The organism is Mycolicibacter hiberniae, from assembly GCF_010729485.1.
GTDB classification, from domain to species: Bacteria; Actinomycetota; Actinomycetes; order Mycobacteriales; family Mycobacteriaceae; genus Mycobacterium; species Mycobacterium hiberniae.
In genome coordinates this window covers 4,098,729-4,114,963 of the sequence record NZ_AP022609.1, presented here as the reverse complement: position 1 = coordinate 4,114,963, position 16,235 = coordinate 4,098,729, and the positions used below count along the sequence as shown (strand labels likewise).

At 66.8% G+C, this 16,235-nt stretch carries 17 protein-coding genes and 1 tRNA gene; 10 read left to right on the top strand and 8 right to left on the bottom strand.

The annotated features are described in order from the left end of the window. The first annotated feature begins 71 nt into the window (after window positions 1-71). Both G6N14_RS19150 and G6N14_RS19145 read left to right on the top strand, forming a co-directional pair. Complete coding sequence (locus G6N14_RS19150) at window positions 72-2,918, top strand: (Fe-S)-binding protein (RefSeq protein ID WP_085136723.1); 2,847 nt, start codon at window positions 72-74, stop codon at window positions 2,916-2,918. 65 nt (window positions 2,919-2,983) lie between these two features. Next, the gene (locus G6N14_RS19145; RefSeq protein WP_085136397.1) at window positions 2,984-4,288 is read left to right on the top strand and encodes a pyridoxal phosphate-dependent aminotransferase; all 1,305 of its coding nucleotides are present in this window, start codon (window positions 2,984-2,986) and stop codon (window positions 4,286-4,288) included. A gap of 6 nt (window positions 4,289-4,294) precedes the next feature. On the opposite strand, the gene rfbA is transcribed toward G6N14_RS19145, so the two are convergent. The 6 genes from rfbA to dcd all read right to left on the bottom strand — a co-directional run bounded on the left by rfbA (window position 4,295) and on the right by dcd (window position 10,334). Then, on the bottom strand, window positions 4,295-5,161 hold the full coding sequence (rfbA, locus tag G6N14_RS19140; RefSeq protein ID WP_085136396.1) for a glucose-1-phosphate thymidylyltransferase RfbA: 867 nt from the start codon (window positions 5,159-5,161) through the stop codon (window positions 4,295-4,297). 64 nt (window positions 5,162-5,225) lie between these two features. Continuing rightward, window positions 5,226-5,585 carry a nuclear transport factor 2 family protein gene (locus tag G6N14_RS19135; RefSeq protein WP_085136395.1) on the bottom strand — a complete coding sequence of 120 codons (360 nt, stop codon included), beginning with the start codon at window positions 5,583-5,585 and terminating at the stop codon, window positions 5,226-5,228. Window positions 5,586-5,607: 22 nt separating this feature from the next. Next, window positions 5,608-6,378 (bottom strand): maleylpyruvate isomerase family mycothiol-dependent enzyme, encoded by a 771-nt coding sequence (locus G6N14_RS19130; RefSeq protein ID WP_085136394.1) that lies wholly within the window; start codon window positions 6,376-6,378, stop codon window positions 5,608-5,610. 29 nt (window positions 6,379-6,407) lie between these two features. Then, window positions 6,408-8,138 (bottom strand): DUF7159 family protein, encoded by a 1,731-nt coding sequence (locus G6N14_RS19125; RefSeq protein ID WP_165756892.1) that lies wholly within the window; start codon window positions 8,136-8,138, stop codon window positions 6,408-6,410. Between the two features lie 65 nt (window positions 8,139-8,203). Further along, the gene (locus tag G6N14_RS19120) at window positions 8,204-9,655 is read right to left on the bottom strand and encodes a DUF7159 family protein (RefSeq protein WP_234808964.1); all 1,452 of its coding nucleotides are present in this window, start codon (window positions 9,653-9,655) and stop codon (window positions 8,204-8,206) included. Between the two features lie 106 nt (window positions 9,656-9,761). Continuing rightward, complete coding sequence (gene dcd, locus G6N14_RS19115) at window positions 9,762-10,334, bottom strand: dCTP deaminase (protein ID WP_085136393.1); 573 nt, start codon at window positions 10,332-10,334, stop codon at window positions 9,762-9,764. A gap of 161 nt (window positions 10,335-10,495) precedes the next feature. Here dcd and G6N14_RS19110 point away from each other — a divergent pair. Continuing rightward, window positions 10,496-10,569: transfer RNA gene (locus G6N14_RS19110), tRNA-Gly, on the top strand. Window positions 10,570-10,651: 82 nt separating this feature from the next. On the opposite strand, the gene G6N14_RS19105 is transcribed toward G6N14_RS19110, so the two are convergent. Both G6N14_RS19105 and G6N14_RS19100 read right to left on the bottom strand, forming a co-directional pair. Continuing rightward, window positions 10,652-11,821, bottom strand: a complete 1,170-nt coding sequence (locus G6N14_RS19105; RefSeq protein ID WP_085136392.1) for a tyrosine-type recombinase/integrase — start codon at window positions 11,819-11,821, stop codon at window positions 10,652-10,654. Continuing rightward, window positions 11,814-12,320, bottom strand: a complete 507-nt coding sequence (locus tag G6N14_RS19100; RefSeq protein WP_133054933.1) for a helix-turn-helix domain-containing protein — start codon at window positions 12,318-12,320, stop codon at window positions 11,814-11,816. Before G6N14_RS19100 ends, G6N14_RS19105 begins: the two co-directional genes overlap by 8 nt. A 93-nt stretch (window positions 12,321-12,413) precedes the next feature. Here G6N14_RS19100 and G6N14_RS21100 point away from each other — a divergent pair, with 93 nt between their 5' ends. From G6N14_RS21100 to G6N14_RS19070, 7 genes are all read left to right on the top strand, one after another. Further along, on the top strand, window positions 12,414-12,608 hold the full coding sequence (locus G6N14_RS21100; RefSeq protein WP_085136721.1) for a hypothetical protein: 195 nt from the start codon (window positions 12,414-12,416) through the stop codon (window positions 12,606-12,608). 333 nt (window positions 12,609-12,941) lie between these two features. Further along, entirely contained in the window at window positions 12,942-13,397 is a 456-nt protein-coding gene (locus G6N14_RS19095) for a hypothetical protein (RefSeq protein WP_109559867.1), read from the top strand. Window positions 13,398-13,764: 367 nt separating this feature from the next. After that, on the top strand, window positions 13,765-14,118 hold the full coding sequence (locus tag G6N14_RS19090; RefSeq protein ID WP_085136390.1) for a helix-turn-helix domain-containing protein: 354 nt from the start codon (window positions 13,765-13,767) through the stop codon (window positions 14,116-14,118). Between the two features lie 153 nt (window positions 14,119-14,271). Further along, window positions 14,272-14,652, top strand: a complete 381-nt coding sequence (locus G6N14_RS19085; RefSeq protein ID WP_133054932.1) for a hypothetical protein — start codon at window positions 14,272-14,274, stop codon at window positions 14,650-14,652. A gap of 24 nt (window positions 14,653-14,676) precedes the next feature. Then, window positions 14,677-15,219: a hypothetical protein gene (locus tag G6N14_RS19080; RefSeq protein WP_133054931.1), complete on the top strand. Its 543-nt coding sequence runs from the start codon at window positions 14,677-14,679 to the stop codon at window positions 15,217-15,219. 84 nt (window positions 15,220-15,303) lie between these two features. Then, window positions 15,304-15,579: a hypothetical protein gene (locus G6N14_RS19075; RefSeq protein ID WP_085136387.1), complete on the top strand. Its 276-nt coding sequence runs from the start codon at window positions 15,304-15,306 to the stop codon at window positions 15,577-15,579. A 120-nt stretch (window positions 15,580-15,699) separates the two neighbouring features. Beyond that, window positions 15,700-16,029: a hypothetical protein gene (locus G6N14_RS19070; RefSeq protein WP_109559866.1), complete on the top strand. Its 330-nt coding sequence runs from the start codon at window positions 15,700-15,702 to the stop codon at window positions 16,027-16,029. The last annotated feature ends 206 nt before the right edge of the window (window positions 16,030-16,235 follow it).

Genomic DNA, 16,235 nt, shown 5'->3' with positions numbered 1-16,235 from the left:
AGTAACTACGATGAAGTTACTGGCCGGTAACTTGTGGATGGGAGAGGCTCTCCGTGACCGAAAATACCCAGATGCTGATCAGGCTGGTGGTCGGCCTGTCCATGACGGCGTTGGTGGGCGCGCTGGCCGCACGCCGGGTACTTTGGCTGTTCAACCTGGTCAAATCCGGTCAGAAGGTCGGGCCTGAGCGCACTTCGGACATCAAGAACCGGATCGAGACGCAGATCCGTGAGGTCGCCGGGCAGGCCAAGCTGCTGAAGTGGTCCATCCCGGGTATCGCCCACTTCTTCACCATGTGGGCGTTCTTCGTCCTGATCACGGTCTACATCGAGGCCTACGGGCAGATGTTCCAGCACGACTTCGCCATCCCGCTGATCGGGCACTGGGACGTGCTGGGCTTCATGCAGGACTTCTTCATCACCGCGGTCACGCTGTCCATCTTCGTCTTCATGATCATCCGGATCCTGCGCAACCCGGCCGAGCATGGCCGGTCCTCGCGGTTCTACGGCTCGCACAACGGCGGCGCGTGGCTGATCCTGGTGATGATCCTCAACGTGGTGTGGACGTTCCTGCTGCTGCGCGGGGCCGCCGCCAACACCGGCAGCCTGCCCTACGGTAAGGCCGCCTACCTGTCCCACCTCATGGGCAAGATCATGGCGCCGCTGAGCCTGTCGGCCAACGAGACCATCGAGACCGTCTCACTGCTGCTGCACGTCGGTGTTGCGTTGGGCTTCCTGCTGCTCGTGCTGCACTCCAAGCACCTGCACATCTTCCTGGCCCCGATCAACGTCACCTTCAAGCGCCTGCCCAATGGCCTGGGCCCGCTGCTGCCGATCGAGTACCAGGGCGAGCCCCTGGACTTCGACAACCCGCCCGAAGACGCAGTGTTCGGACGCGGCAAGATCGAAGACTTCAGCTGGAAGGGCATGCTCGACTTCGCCACCTGTACCGAGTGTGGTCGCTGCCAGTCGCAGTGCCCCGCCTGGAACACCGGCAAACCGCTGAGCCCCAAGTTGGTCATCATGGACCTGCGCGACCACTGGATGGCCAAGGCCCCCTACCTGCTCGGCGAGAAGCCGATGCCGACCGGCGAGGTCGACCTGGCCGACGCCAAGCCCCTGCCCGGGCACCACGTGCCGGAGAAGGGCTTCGAGCGTATCGGCGGCTCCGGCCCGGAGCAGGCGGTCCGCCCGCTGGTGGGCACCGCCGAGGAAGGCGGGGTGATCGACCCCGACGTGCTGTGGTCGTGCACCAACTGCGGTGCCTGCGTCGAGCAGTGCCCGGTGGACATCGAACACATCGACCACATCGTGGACATGCGCCGCTACCAGGTGCTGGTGGAGTCGGAGTTCCCCTCCGAGTTGAGTGTGCTGTTCAAGAACCTGGAGAACAAGGGCAACCCGTGGGGCCAGAACGCCAAGGAGCGCACCTCCTGGATCGATGAGCTCAACTTCGACATTCCGGTCTACGGCCAGGACGTCGACAGCTTCGACGGCTTCGAGTACCTGTTCTGGGTGGGCTGCGCCGGTGCCTACGAGGACCGCGCCAAGAAGACCACCAAGGCCACCGCGGAGCTGCTGGCCGCTGCCGGCGTGAAGTTCCTGGTGCTGGGCACCGGCGAGACGTGTACCGGTGACCCCGCCCGACGGGCCGGCAACGAGTTCTTGTTCCAGCAGTTGGCCTCGCAGAACGTCGAGATGCTCAACGAGGTCTTCGACGGCCTGGACAAGCCGGACCGCAAGATCATCGCCAGCTGCCCGCACTGCTTCAACACGATCTCCCGCGAATACCCGCAGCTGGGCAGCGAGTACACGGTGTTGCACCACAGCCAGGTGCTCAACCGCCTGGTCCGCGACAAGCGACTGATCCCGGTGGCGCCGGTCTCGCGTGACATCACCTATCACGACCCGTGCTTCCTGGGCCGGCACAACAAGGTCTACGAGCCGCCGCGCGAGCTGGTCGCCGCTGCCGGTGCCAACCTGATCGAGATGCCGCGCACCATGGACCGCTCTTTCTGCTGCGGCGCCGGCGGTGCCCGGATGTGGATGGAAGAGCACATCGGTAAGCGGGTGAACCACGACCGCGTCGACGAGGCGCTGGCCACCGGCGCCTCCACCATCGCCACCGGCTGCCCGTTCTGCCGGGTGATGGTCAGCGACGGTGTCGACGACCGCATCGAAGCCTCCGGGCGTTCGGATGTGGACGTGCGCGACATCGCCCAGCTGCTGCTGGAGTCCCTGGACATGTCGACGGTGACGTTGCCGGCCAAGGGCACCGCCGCCGCGGCTGCCGCCGAGACCGGGCCGAAGAAGGTGGCCGAGAAGGCTGCGGCACCGGCTGCTGCGACCACCGCGACGCCTGAGAAGCCGGCTGCCGAGGCCAAGGCCGCCGCAGCGGCCCCGGTCACGGGGCTCGGGATCGCCGGTGGGGCCAAGCGGCCCGGCGCCAAGAAGGCGGCCCCGGCCGCCGCCGCACCCGCCGCACCCGCCGCACCCGCCGCCGAGGCGACCGCTGCCGCACCCGCGGCTCCGGCGGTGAAGGGATTGGGTCTCGCCGGTGGGGCCAAGCGGCCCGGCGCCAAGAAGGCGGCCCCAACCGCCGCCGAGCCGACCGCTGCCGCTCCGGCTGAGTCCGCCGCACCGGCGGCACCCGCCGCTCCCGCCGAGTCGGCTGCACCGGCTGCACCGGTGAAGGGACTGGGTATGGCTGCGGGCGCGCGTCGCCCCGGCGCCAAGAAGGCGGCCCCGGCCGCCCCGGCCGCGCAGCCTGCTGCCGTCGACGCGGAGCCGGTGGCGGCCGAGCCGGAGACTGCGCAAGCGGCACCCGAGCCGGCTCCGGCAGCCGAGGCACCCAAGGAGCAGCCGCCGGTGAAGGGCCTGGGTATCCAGCGCGGGGCCCGACCGCCGGGCAAACGCTAGAGATAACGGGTTGGGGCCGTATGGGTGCACATACGGCCCCAACTTATTTCTCTGGCAAATTTTGATTGGACAGCTATGGGAGCATTGTCAACGTGACCGCTCATCCGTTGCAGCATCAAACGCCGTGGTCTGCCGCCGGCAGTCAGCCACGGCAGCGTACGTTCGCGCAGTCGACCAAGCTGCAAGACGTCCTCTACGAGATCCGCGGTCCGATCCACGCCCAGGCGGCCCGGATGGAGGCCGAGGGGCATCGCATCCTCAAGCTCAACATCGGCAACCCGGCGCCGTTCGGGTTCGAGGCACCCGATGTGATCATGCGCGACATGATCCAGGCGCTGCCGTACGCGCAGGGCTACTCGGACTCGCAAGGCATCCTGCCGGCCCGCCGCGCGGTGGTCACCCGCTACGAACTGGTGGAGGGCTTTCCCCGCTTCGACGTCGATGACGTCTACCTCGGCAACGGCGTATCAGAGCTGATCTCGCTGGTGCTGCAGGCGTTGCTGGACAACGGCGACCAGGTGCTGATCCCGGCCCCCGACTACCCGCTGTGGACGGCCTCGACGTCGCTGGCCGGCGGCACACCGGTGCACTACCTGTGCGACGAGACGCAGGACTGGCAACCCGACATCGCCGATATCGAATCGAAGATCACCGAACGCACCAAGGCGCTGGTGGTGATCAACCCGAACAACCCGACCGGGGCGGTGTACAGCCGCGAGGTGCTCAGCCAGATCGCCGAGTTGGCCCGCAAGCACCAGCTGCTGCTGCTGGCCGACGAGATCTACGACAAGATCCTCTACGACGACGCCGAACACACCAGCCTGGCCACCCTGGCCCCGGATCTGCTGTGTTTGACCTTCAATGGCCTGTCGAAGGCCTACCGGGTGGCCGGCTACCGTTCCGGCTGGGTGGCGATCACCGGCCCCAAGGAGCACGCGACCAGTTTCCTGGAGGGCATCAACCTGCTGGCCAACATGCGGCTGTGCCCGAATGTGCCGGCCCAGCATGCCATTCAGGTGGCCTTGGGCGGTCACCAGAGCATCGATGACCTGGTGTTGCCGGGCGGGCGGCTGCTCGAACAGCGTGATGTCGCGTGGAACAAGCTCAACGAGATTCCGGGCGTCACCTGCGTCAAGCCCCGCGGCGCGCTGTACGCGTTCCCCCGGTTGGACCCCGAGGTCTACCCGATCGACAGCGACGAGCAGTTGGTGCTGGACCTGTTGCTGCAGGAGAAGATCCTGGTCACCCAGGGCACCGGGTTCAACTGGCCGGCGCCGGATCATCTGCGGATCGTGACCCTGCCGTGGGCCCGGGACCTGTCCAGCGCCATCGAGCGGCTGGGCAACTTCCTGGTCAGCTACCGGCCCTGAGCGGCTTCACGGCCGAGCCAGCAGTCCCCGCAGGTAGTCCCCGTAGCCAGACTTGCACAGGGCTGCGGCGCGCGCGGCCAGGGCCTCGTCGTCGATGAAACCCATCCGCCACGCCACTTCTTCGGGGACGCCGATCTTGAGTCCCTGCCGGCGTTCGACGGTGCGGACGTAGTCGCCGGCGTCCAGCAGGGAATCGAAGGTGCCGGTGTCCAGCCACGCGGTGCCGCGGGCCAGCGTCTCAACCGTGAGCCGGCCCTGCTCCAGGTAGGTCTGGTTGACGTCGGCGATCTCGTATTCGCCGCGCGCGGAGGGCTTGAGGCCCTTGGCGATTTCCACGACGTCGTTGTCGTAGAAGTACAGACCCGGGATCGCGTAGTGCGACCTCGGCGCCACCGGCTTCTCCACCACCGACACCGCGGATCCGGCGGCATCGAACTCGACCACCCCGTAGGCCGACGGGTCGGCCATCCAGTAAGCGAAAATCACGGCACCGGAAGGTGATTGGTGGCGCCGTAGACTGGTTCCCAAGCCGGCGCCGTAAAAGATGTTGTCCCCCAGCACCAGCGCAACGCTTTCGGTGCCGATGTGGTCGGCGCCGATCACGAATGCCCGCGCCAGTCCGTCCGGCTGCTCTTGGACGGCGTAGCTGATGTCGACGCCGAATGCCGTACCGTCGCCGAGCAATCGCCGGAAGGCCGGGGCGTCGTGGCCCGTGGTGATCACTTGAATGTCCCGAATCCCCGCCAGCATCAGCGTGCACAGCGGGTAGTAGACCAGCGGCTTGTCGTAGACCGGCAGCAGCTGTTTGCTGACGCCCATGGTGATCGGATGCAGGCGGGTACCGGAGCCACCGGCCAGGATGATCCCGCGCATGGCGTCGAGCTTAGCGGGGATCGCGAACGCGGCGGAGCCGGGTGAAGCGGATCCCCGCCGGGGACTAATCGACCCGATCGCCCTCGGTGAGCTCCGTCGCCGCCAGGGCCTCTTCCAGGTCCTGGTGGCGAAACGCCGCGGTGACGTGATCGTGCACCACCCGGAAGGCGACCGCTTGGGCCACGCCGCCACCCGCCGGGGTCAGTTCGGCCACGACCACCCCGTCATGGAAGTACATCCGGCCGATACCGGCGTTGACCTCGACTGACGCGGCCCACTGGCGCAATGCCTCGAGGCCCTGACCGGCGCCGTCGGCGTCGGCCAACTCGATATCGTCGCTGGACAGTTGTTCCAGCGTGTCTAGATCACCGGCGGCCAGGGCGTCGTGCCAGGCAAGTACCGTTGCGATCTCCGATGTGCTCATGGTCGCCCAAGTTACCGCCCGATCAGAAGGCGGTGTGGTCGATCCAGTTCTGCCACACCGCGGCGTCGCCGAAGACCGCGACGCCGGTCTCGGCGACTGCGACCCGGCGGGTGACCGCCAGAAACAGCTCGAGGGCCGAACCCCGCAGTGCCACCGAACCTTTGCCATGGTCATGCGACCAGCTGACCGTGTCGGCGCCGGCCGGCCGGCTGATCGTCCATTCCCCCGCCGCTCCGAGGCCTTCGTCGGTGGCGTGCAGGTGAACGCTCTGGCCCTCGGCAAGCGCCGGTGTCTGCCCGTTGCGCGCCAGCAGTGCCGGAGTCAGATCCAGCAGCTCGCTGATCCCGTCGGCGGCCAACTCCGCAGGCAACGTGAAGTCCGCAACGGCATCACCGAGTGCCAGCGCGGCGTCCGCGCGGTGCACGGTGGCCTCGTGCAGCCGGCGGCGCACCCACCATGCGGCGGGGCGCGGGCCGGTGAACGTCCAGACCGGCGTGTCCGGCCCCGTCTGCGCGACCGCGTCCAGTACCAGTTGCGCCCCTTCGTAGAGCCAGTCGATGGCGGCGTCGGGCTCGGCGGGGGGCTTGCCGCCGGCAACGTCTCGCGGATCCAGCGGATGGTCCATCCGGTCAGCGATGATCTGTGCAGCCCAACGGTTTCCGCGTCCGTAGTGCCGGAAGAGTTGGTTGAGGTTCCATCCGGGGCACGTCGGGACCGCCCGCTCGGGATCGCCGGCCCGGATCAGCTCGCCGAATCCGCGGGTCTCATCGAGCAGTGCTGCGGCATAGTCCACGGCGTCAGGCTAGTGGATTGTGCGCCTGCTCAGAAGGGCCAGCCGCCACTCTTACCGCCGCCACCCTGACCGCCCCCGCCGAAGCCGGGAAACCAGGAGCCGCCTCCGCCGCCGCGGGCGTTGCTTCCGCCCCCCAGCCCCGGGATCCAGGGATTTCCCCCGCCGCCGTTGGTGCCGATTCCGGGCAGCCATGGCGACGGATTGCCGCCCTTCTTGCCGCCACCATCGTTATCGGGGAACCACGACGGGTTACCGCCCTTCTTGCCCCCATCGTTATCGGGGAACCAGGACGGGTTACCGCCCTTCTTGCCGCCACCATCGTTATCGGGCAGCCACGACGGATTGCCGCCGTTGTTGGAGGGCTTTTGGGCGGGCGGCCGAAAGAGCGGCGGCAGCTCGGGTTGCTGGATCTGTGGGGCGGGCACCGGCGCGGCGGGGGCCGGAACCTCGACCGGTGCCGGAACTTGGACCGGCACCGGTACCGGTACGGGAGCCACCGGGGCGGGCGCCGGAGCGGCTGGGGCGGGCACCGGAACTGCCGGAGCCGCGGGCGCGGGCGCCGGGGCCGCGGGAGCGGGCACCGGCTGAGCCACCGGGACCTTGACGGCCGGCGGTTCGGGCGCGGGCAGGGGCGCCACTTCGGGTGCGGGCGCCGGGGCGGGCGCCTGCTGGGTGGGCGCGATGATGTGCCCACTGGGCGCCGGATGATCGGCGGCGGTGGGCCGGATGCTGACCGCCAGCGCCACCGCCAGGCTGGAGACCCCGACCACGAAGAACGCCGCGAGTCCGCTGCTGGCCAGCAGGAATGGCCTGCGCCGCAGGAGGGGCTCATCCACGTCGACCACACCGATCGCCGAACTCGGCGGGTAGCTGTCGTTGGAGTCGAGGACGGTGCCGTCGAAGCCCTCGGCGCCCAGGTCCAGGTAGCCGCTGGGGGCATCGTCGGGAACTGCGCTGTAGGCCAGCGCAAACTCGCCCATGGTGGCGTCGTAATCGGCCGGATAGGCGTATGCCAGTGCGACCAGCTCGGGGTCGATCATGCCGGTGCCCGGGTCGCGGGCCCAGGCCAGCGCCGACGTCGAGGAGTCGAATTGCGGCGTGTGCGCGCTGGCCAGCGCCGCGCCGCGGGCCAGCGCGGTCTCCGGCTCCTCGGGCACGCTGACCGGCAGTGCGCTGGCCGCATCCAGTGCGGGCTTGACCACGCCGATGTTGACGCCGGAGCCGACGACGAACAAACCCTCGGGCTGCGACGGCAGGCGGCCGGCCTCGGCGGCCAGCCGGGTCAGCTCGCCTTTCGCGGCGGCGTCATCGGCCGGCAGTGTCACCTTCTGCACCTCGGTGATCGAGCCGTCCGCTGAGTCGACGACCGCCAGGGTCGCCCCGTCGGGCTCGACGAACATCAGCGCGGTCCGCTGGTAGCCGACCGAGCTGCCCACCGTCTGCGCCAGTGCGGCCGCTGCCAAGAACGCCGACACCAACATCACGTTCTCGACCCGGTGCTGGGCCAGGGCGTCGCGCAACCGACCCGCCTGCAGCTGGTCGGCGACGGTCACCCCGGTGGCGGCCAGCCGGTAGCCGCTCTCGCGCGCACTCTCCTGGGTGCCCAGGATGGCCGACACGACCTGGTGCGGCAGCGCCGCGTCGCCGGCCTCGACTTCGAAGCCGTCTTCGTCGACGGTTACGCCTCCGGCGCGCTCACCTTCGACCAGCACCATGCGGACCGACAGCGGGGCCATCGAGACCCCCAAGACGATGTCCACCGCACCTCCTCCACTGCCAGCGGATTCTTAGCCCATCTTACAAGCGCAAGGAAGTGAACGCCCGCTCAGAAGCGCAGGCCGGGTATTGGGAACGGGAACCCGCCGCCGCCGCGGCCGTGCCCGCCACCGGGCCCGCCGCCGGGACCCCGCCCGCGGCCGGGTCCCCAGCCGTCGCCGCCGCGGCCGCCGCCCTTGGGCGGGCCGAACAGCGGCGGACCGCCGGGCAGGCCCGGAATTCCCAGGTTGGGAAGCGGCGGGGGCGGTAGCGCCGGAGGAGGCGGCGGAAGGGCCGGGGGTGGCGGTGCCGGTGCCACCGGCAAGGGAGCCGGCGCCCGCGGGGCCGGCGCCGGCGCCTCGACGGCAGGGACCGGAGCCCGAGGTGGAGCCGGCTCCCCGGCTGGGGCGGGCGGTGCCGCTGGAGGCGGTGGCGCAGGCGTGACCACTGCCGCCGGCGGGGGTTTTTGCGGGGTGACGATATTGGCCCGCACGTCGGGCCGGTCCTGGTTGGCGGCCCGCATGCCCACGGCCAACGCGATCGCCAGGCCCAGCACGCCGATCACGAACAGCGCCGCGACCCCGCCGGTGACCAGCATCGGTTTGCGCTCCCGCGGCTGGACACCGGTGGTGAAGTCCAGCATCCGGGAGTCGACCAGGGCGGGATCGTCGGCGAGGTCGGGAACCGCGCTATAGGCGAGCGGCTCGTTGTTGGCGGTGGCGTTGTAGTCCACGTCCTCGCCGTAGCCCATACCGGGCGCTGCGGCATAGGCGTAGGCGCCGGCCAGCGCGGGGTCGAGTTCCCCGGTGCCCGGGTCCTGCGCCCAGGCCTGCGCCCGGGTGGAGCACGAGAACAACGGCGCGTGGGCGCTGGCCAGCGCAGCCCCGCGGGCCAGGGCCATGTCCGGTTCCTCCGGCACGCTGACCGGGAGCTGGGTGGCTTTGTCCAATTCCGGTTTGATCATCGCCACGTTGACGCCCGAGCCGACGACGAACAGTCCGTCGGGCTGGGATTCCAGGCGCTGGGCGTTGGCGGCCAGTTCGGTGATCTCGCCGACGGCGCTGTCGTCGTCGGGTGACAGCGGCTGGCGGTGGATCTCGGAGATCGAACCGTCGTCGGAGTTGACGACGGCCAGGGTGGCGGTCTCCGGCTCGACGAACAGCAGGGCGGTGCGGGTATACCGGGTGGCGCTTCCCACCGACTGCGCCAGCGCGGCGGCGGCCAGGAACGCCGACACCAGCATCACGTTCTCGATCTTGCGGCCGGCCAGCGCCTCGCGCAGCGCCGTCGCCTCGGCTTCGCTGCTCCAGGTCACGCCGGTGGAGCTGAGCTGATAACCACCGTCGCGGGCACCTTCATGGGTGCCCAGGATCGCCGACACCGCCCGTTGCGTGGCGGTTTGCGCTCCGTCGGGGATGTCGAAGTTGTCGTGCTCCACGGTGAGCCCGTCGGCGTTCTCGCCTTCCACCAACACCATGCGGACCGTCGAGGGCGCCACCGACACCCCGAGAACGATCTCCACAAAAACCTCCCCTGCTGCTGCTCGGCCAGCTATGCGGGCCTTACCCCTACCAGGGCTGGCCGAAACCGGCTTCATCGCAGCCGCGGGGCGGCCTGCTATCCGAGGGCTACCCGGACTTGATGAAGTTCTGGTACGAGCGGGACGGCGTCGGCCCGCGCTGGCCCTGATATTTCGACCCTACGCGTGTACTGCCGTAAGGGTGTTCTGCCGGACTGGTCAGGCGCAGCAGACACAGCTGTCCGATCTTCATTCCCGGCCACAGGGTGATGGGCAGATTCGCCACGTTGGACAGCTCTAAGGTGATGTGTCCGGAGAAGCCCGGATCGATGAACCCCGCGGTGGAGTGGGTGAGCAGGCCCAGCCGCCCGAGACTGGATTTGCCCTCCAGCCGGCCGGCGAGGTCTTCGGGCAGCGTGCAGCATTCCAGGGTGGAGCCCAGCACGAACTCGCCGGGGTGCAGCACAAACGGCTCACCGGGCTTGGGTTCGACCAGCGTGGTCAGCTCGTCCTGCTGTTGCGCCGGGTCGATGTGGGTGTAGCGGGTGTTGTTGAACACCCGAAACAGGCTGTCGAGGCGGACGTCCACGCTGGAGGGCTGTACCAGGGCATCGTCGAACGGTTCGATGCCGAGGCGGCCGGCGGCGATTTCGGCCCGCAGATCGCGATCGGAGAGCAGCACCGCACGAGCGTATCCGCTGCACGTGGCCGGTCGCCTGTACGGGGCCGGTCGGCGAGCAGACACAGAATCGCACCGAGCACGCCACAAACGTGCGATTCTGTGTCTGCTCGCCGTAGCGGATGAGCGTTTCGCGCGGGATGCTAGCCTGCTAGCGCACCAGTGCCGATGTAGTTCAATGGCAGAACATCAGCTTCCCAAGCTGAATACGCGGGTTCGATTCCCGTCATCGGCTCCAAGCGCCCTGGTAGGGGCTGTACACGAGTTCGCCGGCTAAGCGGCAAGCTCGAAATCCCGTACTTTCCCCGTACATTCGATTCTCAAGACTGGTTGCTGGCCCATGCCTCCAGCACAGCGCGGGCATCTGGACCGGCCGTCACCCGCTGAACGTAATGACCCTCTGTTGTTGCGAGCTGGGCATGCGCAAGCTGCCGCTGCGCCGCCTCGACACCGAGTCCATCCCGCACGACCGTAGCGACGGTTCGGCGAAAACTGTGCGGCGTCACCCACTTGAGGTGGTCGTGGCCGGCAAGCGCTTCCCGCAACGACGACCGGATGTTCGTCAGTGCCACCAGACCGCCGTCACGGTTGGTCAACACCGGCCCCTCGGGGCCCGTCGCCGCGTACAGGTCGGCCAGCACCTGAACACCGAACGCCGGCAAGCTCACCGTGTGCGGGGGCGCACCGCCTTTGCGTCCGTCCTGCCGATGGAGCGGCTTGCCTGCCACTCTGCCCGCGTCGACCACGGTGCCGTTGACCGTCACAGTCGGAGGTTTACCGAGTAGGTCGACGTCCTGCCAGCGGATCGCCAGCACCTCCCCTGGCCGCGCGCCGGTGGCCGCGAGCAGCTCGACGAACGCCAGCAGCATCCGAGCCCGCCGAGGCCCAGGTCCCCTGTGTTCACAGAACGCCTTGACCGCCAGACGCACCTGCTCGAACTCCATCGCCGTCAAAGCCCGCGCGGGCTTGCGATCATGTTTCGCGGTCCGCGTCTCCCGGATCGGGTTGTGCCCCATAACGTCGAATCTGACGGCCAACGAATACATGCCCGACAAGATGATGCGCATATAGGTGGCCGGCGCCGGCGGGAGGGCCTTCAGGTAGGCGTCCGCGCGGCTAGTCGACAGCTCCGAGATTCGGAGCGCACCAAGCTGTTGGTTACCGTGCAATTTCCACGTATCCCGGTAAAGCGTCGCTGTCCGCTCCCCGATCCGGTCCTCGGTGACCTTCACCGGAATCCACGCGTCGAACAGCTCAGAAAGCGTTGTGCGATGGTTGATCACGCCGGTGGGTTCGCCTGCCACTAGCTCCGCGGCGATACGTCGCTTCAGCGTTCGACGGGCATCCTCGGGGGACTTTGTCGACCGCGCCTCACGCTCCCGCCTCTTACCGCTATGTAGTCTGACATATGTTGTCGCATAGTAGATTCCGTTGCGTTCGCGTTCGGTGATCTTCCCATGCTCCCCGGGTGCCATGCGTTGCCTAGGCATCGTCTTCCATTCCGCGCAGGTCTTGTTGATACCGGCGGAGAGCGACTTCAAGCGAATCGATTAACCCGCGGTACCGGTCCGCTTCATCGACAAGGCGCTCGCGATAGGCCTCGGGCATATTCAAGCGCTTGGCACCCTCTTCAGCCTGGAAAAGGTTGTGGCGCTGCGTCTCGAGCTTCTCTTCAACTTCGGCGATCAACATGCGCAGAATCGCCCGGTCAGAGCGGGCGCCCGGAATGTCGACGCCCGCCGTAGCCCTGTCCAGCCACTTGGACCAATCCGCCTCCAACGCGACACCGAGCGCAATCAGTTCCGGCAGTGTGACTCCCTGTTCGCCCTTTTCAATCCGCGGTATCGCTACCCGGTGAACCGGGGCGCCGATCCTCTCGGTCGCTTCCGCAAGACGGACGTACGACATATCCCGTTCTATACGCGCCGACCTGACGGCCTCGCCAAGACGCTCGGCGACTTCCCGAGGCCAACCTTTACTGTCGTCCATGACGACATCATGGCATATCGACTGTTGACTTCACGACACTTATCGGTACTGTCGAGTTCGCGACAGCACGGTCGTGCACTCGACAGGAGGATGATGAACCGGAATAACAATCACGCCGAAGTAGGTGCTCGCCTTGGCGTGAGCCGAACGGTGGTTTTCAACCTATGGGCATCGGGCGACCTGGCCTCGGTCACCATCGGACGTCGGCGTTTCAGCACGGATCGGCAGATTGACGAGTACCTGGCGCGGCTGGAGCACGCCGTCCGGCCCGGGCCGGACGCTGCCTGATGCGCTGGCCACAAGAGAATCACGCCGACATCGGTCTAATTCCTGATTCCGATAACACCGAGGACCTTCGGAGAGTGACGGCTTTCGTAGGCCCCGGTGCAGGACGGGAACAGGCGACTAACCGCCGTGGCCGGTTCGAGCCGAATACCTAATGGCTGGCCAACTCGTCAGCCGAGGGGTTGCAGCCTGGAATTGCCCTGGAGCCAGTGGGGTGTCCAAGCGGTCAAGAAAACCTTTCCAGATTCGGTACCGAATACCAGCTTCCGAGCGGACATGTGCCGGACGGCGGACGGACGAACTACGGACGCCAGAAGAAACAAGCAGGTGGATGGGATGAGGCGCCGCAACCCCATATACGTTGTAGGCGATAAGCAGCGAACTGGCTACTCGATTCTCTCCGACGAGCTGATCCGCACCGGACCGCATAAAAACGCCCTCGGCAGCGACGGATTCGCCGTGCTGGCCTATCTGCTGTCGGTCGCAACGTCCGCCCAGTCCGGCCGGCGGCTCTGGGAGACCTCCGCTGCAGAAATCTCCGAGCAATTCGGCTGGCCTGGAAACCGCCGGCGCGTCACAGCAGCCATCGGGGCAGCGGTCAAGGATCAGCGGCTCCTGATCCGGGAGTATGTCCGCGACGGCAAGCCGGTACAGAGGCGCCGTGCCTACGTGGTGTGCGCCGGAGGTCGCCGCTTCACCGATGGCGAACTATCCCACTACTCCGCGCCAATCGTTCTGCCGTCCAAGTTATGTCGTAAGTCGGTCGATGATGCCAAAGGGGACTCGTTGTGACCGCTCAACCTTGCACTGCCAATGGTGCAACATCCGATCGTTCAACTTGCACCCCCGTTGGTGCATGGTGGTCACTGCCACCTTGCACCAAAAAAAGTACAAGGTTACGGGTCCGAACATGCACCTCTACCGGTGCAGGACACCTTGCACCCCCGTTGGTGCAACACCTGAAAACACCTGCTGGAATACACATCCGCTCATACACCTGGCGGTGCAAGAGCGCCGCAAAACCCCCTACCGAGTCTGCGTACAGGGTTACGCAAACCGGGGACTTCCAAGTAATCCATCGACCGCGCGCGCGTGTAGTGAGACGCCGACATGAGGGCGATCGCAAGAGCAAGCCGACGAGCGCAAGGCGGCTGGCATCATGAACTTCACCCCGGACGAAAACAAGCTGCTGCTCTACGCCGTCGGTGATCTGGTCGCCCGCGCTGGGCTCGGGATACGACCCCCCTTGCCGAACGGGTTCGAGACTCTGCACGTCAAGCTCATCAGTTCCGTACGCGGAACCAAAACTTGTGTCCCACAACCGCAATGGCCACCCTCAACAGAGGAAGAACTCATCGACACGGCCGAGGCCGCCTCGATCCTGAGCTGCTCAACCCGCTGGGTCCGACGCATCCGCGACCAACTCGACGGGCGCGACATCGGAGGTCGATGGCTCTTCCCGCGACGAACCGTCGTCATGTACGTCGAACGAAAGGCAAGTCAGTGCAAGTGAACCCACTGGAATACCTACTGCTGGGCGTAGAGCAATACCTTCGAGAGCTACCCAACGATGAATTCGACGAACTGATCGAATCGGTGCGCCCACAAAAAGGCAGGTCACCGGCAAACGACCAAGCACCATTCATCAAATCGCTACTCGGCGGTGGTGACGATTAGCGCGCGCCGGCTGACCATCTTCGAACGGGCCGCGATGAACATCGACCGCGAAGCCGTCGAGGCCACACGGCGTAGCGAAGCCAAACGCCGGACCGCCGAACGCGTCGCGCAGCTGCGGCACATCGTGATGCGCAACGCAGGCCACAACCGCGACATCGAAGACCTCAAGAACGAGGCCGACGCGGCCCGGCTCCTCATCTGCGCCAGCAACAACGCAGACGGCTTCGCTGTACTCGGGATCCTGCGAGTGGCGATCGACGAGCGATGGAGAGACGTCGTACAGGCCGGCATCCGACACTTCGACGAACACCCGGTGGCAGCCCACATACAAGAACTCTGGAACCTCACCGCGGACCGACCCGCGGTCTAACCCACCCGAAAGGAAATGCACCAAATGTCTCTCGCACAGCTCGAATCCCAAATCGCGGATCTACGCGCACAGGCCGCGAGCATCCAGAAGAGATCGGCCCGCGCCAGCGACAGCCTCGCCACCGACGCCAGCCTCTCCGATGTCGGCCGACAGGCCAAGCGTGACGCCGAGCGTGATCGAACGCGCGACCAGCTCCGAGATCTTCGCAAGAAGGAAACGGAGCTCATCGACGCCATGAAGCAGAAGCTCGAAAAACGGCTGTTCGGGCTGTCCAGTGTGACCAGTAGCGACCCCGGACAAGTTCTGCTCTATCGAGATTCGCAAGACCGAGCAGCCCGTCTCACCCAAAGTGACGAGGCGGCAAAGGCATTCGCGGCAGCCCTACGGTCCGACGACAAAATCCTCGCCGCAGCAGTGCTCGGACGTGCACTCGACGCCGGATGGACCAGCATCGTCAACGAGTACGTCAAGCACAACCCGAGCGCCGGCGAAGACCTCAACGACTTTGCCCAACTTCGGCGGTACCAGTCGTTCGAAGCCACCATCGCCTACGCCTGGGGCGCATGACCGTCCCGCGGCCGGCGCACCGGGAAGCGCACACCGCGCGCGCCAGCCGCGAGGCCACCACCACACCTACGAGGAGTAACTCCCATGACGACATCGCAATACCCAGCACTTGACGACTCCCGACATGGCGCCAACGCGGAACTCGACCGATTAGCACTCGAAGAGCTTGGCCTGATCGAGCCCCACATCGACGAGCTCGACTCGTATTGCTCAATGCCGATCCGGGTGACAGCTAACGCCGCCGGGATGCACCTTGAGCTTGGCCCATACGACCTCGATGCCTCGGACGTCGCCCGCCTGCGTGCGGCGATCAACGCGTACGACAACCACCACTACGGCGAATACCTCCACCGGCGGTGACCTGGCATCCCTCTCCGAGCAGCAGACCGGGGCGGGTGACCCCTCGAAAGAACAACGGCGCCCCCCAAGGCATAGGCGCCACCCCCTCCGCACAATTTTTCCAACAAGAAGGCTCCTGACGTGACCGAGCGCAGACTGCGTGCCGTGAAGGCGGGCGAGGCTCCCGCGAAGCGGGCTCCGCGGAAGGCGCTGCCGAAGTCGGTTCTGGAAGCAGCGAGGAGCGGTGATCGCCGGCAACTGCTCGTTGCGTTGCAGCATCGGATCGCGACGGCGATCGACGACCCCAAGACGACGGGACCTGCGTTGGCCGCATTGATTCTGCGGCAGGTGGAGGTGGCCAACCAGATTCAGGCGATCGACCTGGCTGCTGTTGTCAACTCGTCAAAGCTCGGCGTGAAATCGGCAGTCGCCACGACGCCCGACGAGCCGTGGGACGAGTCGATGATCTGAGTGCTGGGGGGGCTGGCCCAGGGCAATACGCGGATTCGGGCGCGCGGGCTGACGTGGATCGACGAGCACACCGCGGGTAAGCCCCGATGATGGAGATGCGGCGACGCTTGAACGGCTGCAGTTCCAGCGCATACCGGGCTCGCTCGATGATCGAGCCCCGCATGGATCCAAGACTGCTCTTGGATTCTTAGGGGCTCGGAGAATTT

Coding starts and splice junctions, on each gene's coding strand:
- G6N14_RS19150 (WP_085136723.1), top strand. CDS start 72: ATGCTGATCAGGCTGGTGGTCGGCCTGTCCATGACGGCGTTGGTGGGC.
- rfbA (WP_085136396.1), bottom strand. CDS start 5,161: ATGCGCGGGATCATCCTGGCCGGTGGCTCCGGTACCCGCCTGCATCCG.
- G6N14_RS19090 (WP_085136390.1), top strand. CDS start 13,765: ATGAACTTCACCCCGGACGAAAACAAGCTGCTGCTCTACGCCGTCGGT.
- G6N14_RS19135 (WP_085136395.1), bottom strand. CDS start 5,585: ATGAGCACATCGGAGATCGCAACGGTACTTGCCTGGCACGACGCCCTG.
- G6N14_RS19095 (WP_109559867.1), top strand. CDS start 12,942: ATGAGGCGCCGCAACCCCATATACGTTGTAGGCGATAAGCAGCGAACT.
- G6N14_RS19105 (WP_085136392.1), bottom strand. CDS start 11,821: ATGCCTAGGCAACGCATGGCACCCGGGGAGCATGGGAAGATCACCGAA.
- G6N14_RS19100 (WP_133054933.1), bottom strand. CDS start 12,320: ATGGACGACAGTAAAGGTTGGCCTCGGGAAGTCGCCGAGCGTCTTGGC.
- G6N14_RS19075 (WP_085136387.1), top strand. CDS start 15,304: ATGACGACATCGCAATACCCAGCACTTGACGACTCCCGACATGGCGCC.
- G6N14_RS19080 (WP_133054931.1), top strand. CDS start 14,677: ATGTCTCTCGCACAGCTCGAATCCCAAATCGCGGATCTACGCGCACAG.
- G6N14_RS21100 (WP_085136721.1), top strand. CDS start 12,414: ATGAACCGGAATAACAATCACGCCGAAGTAGGTGCTCGCCTTGGCGTG.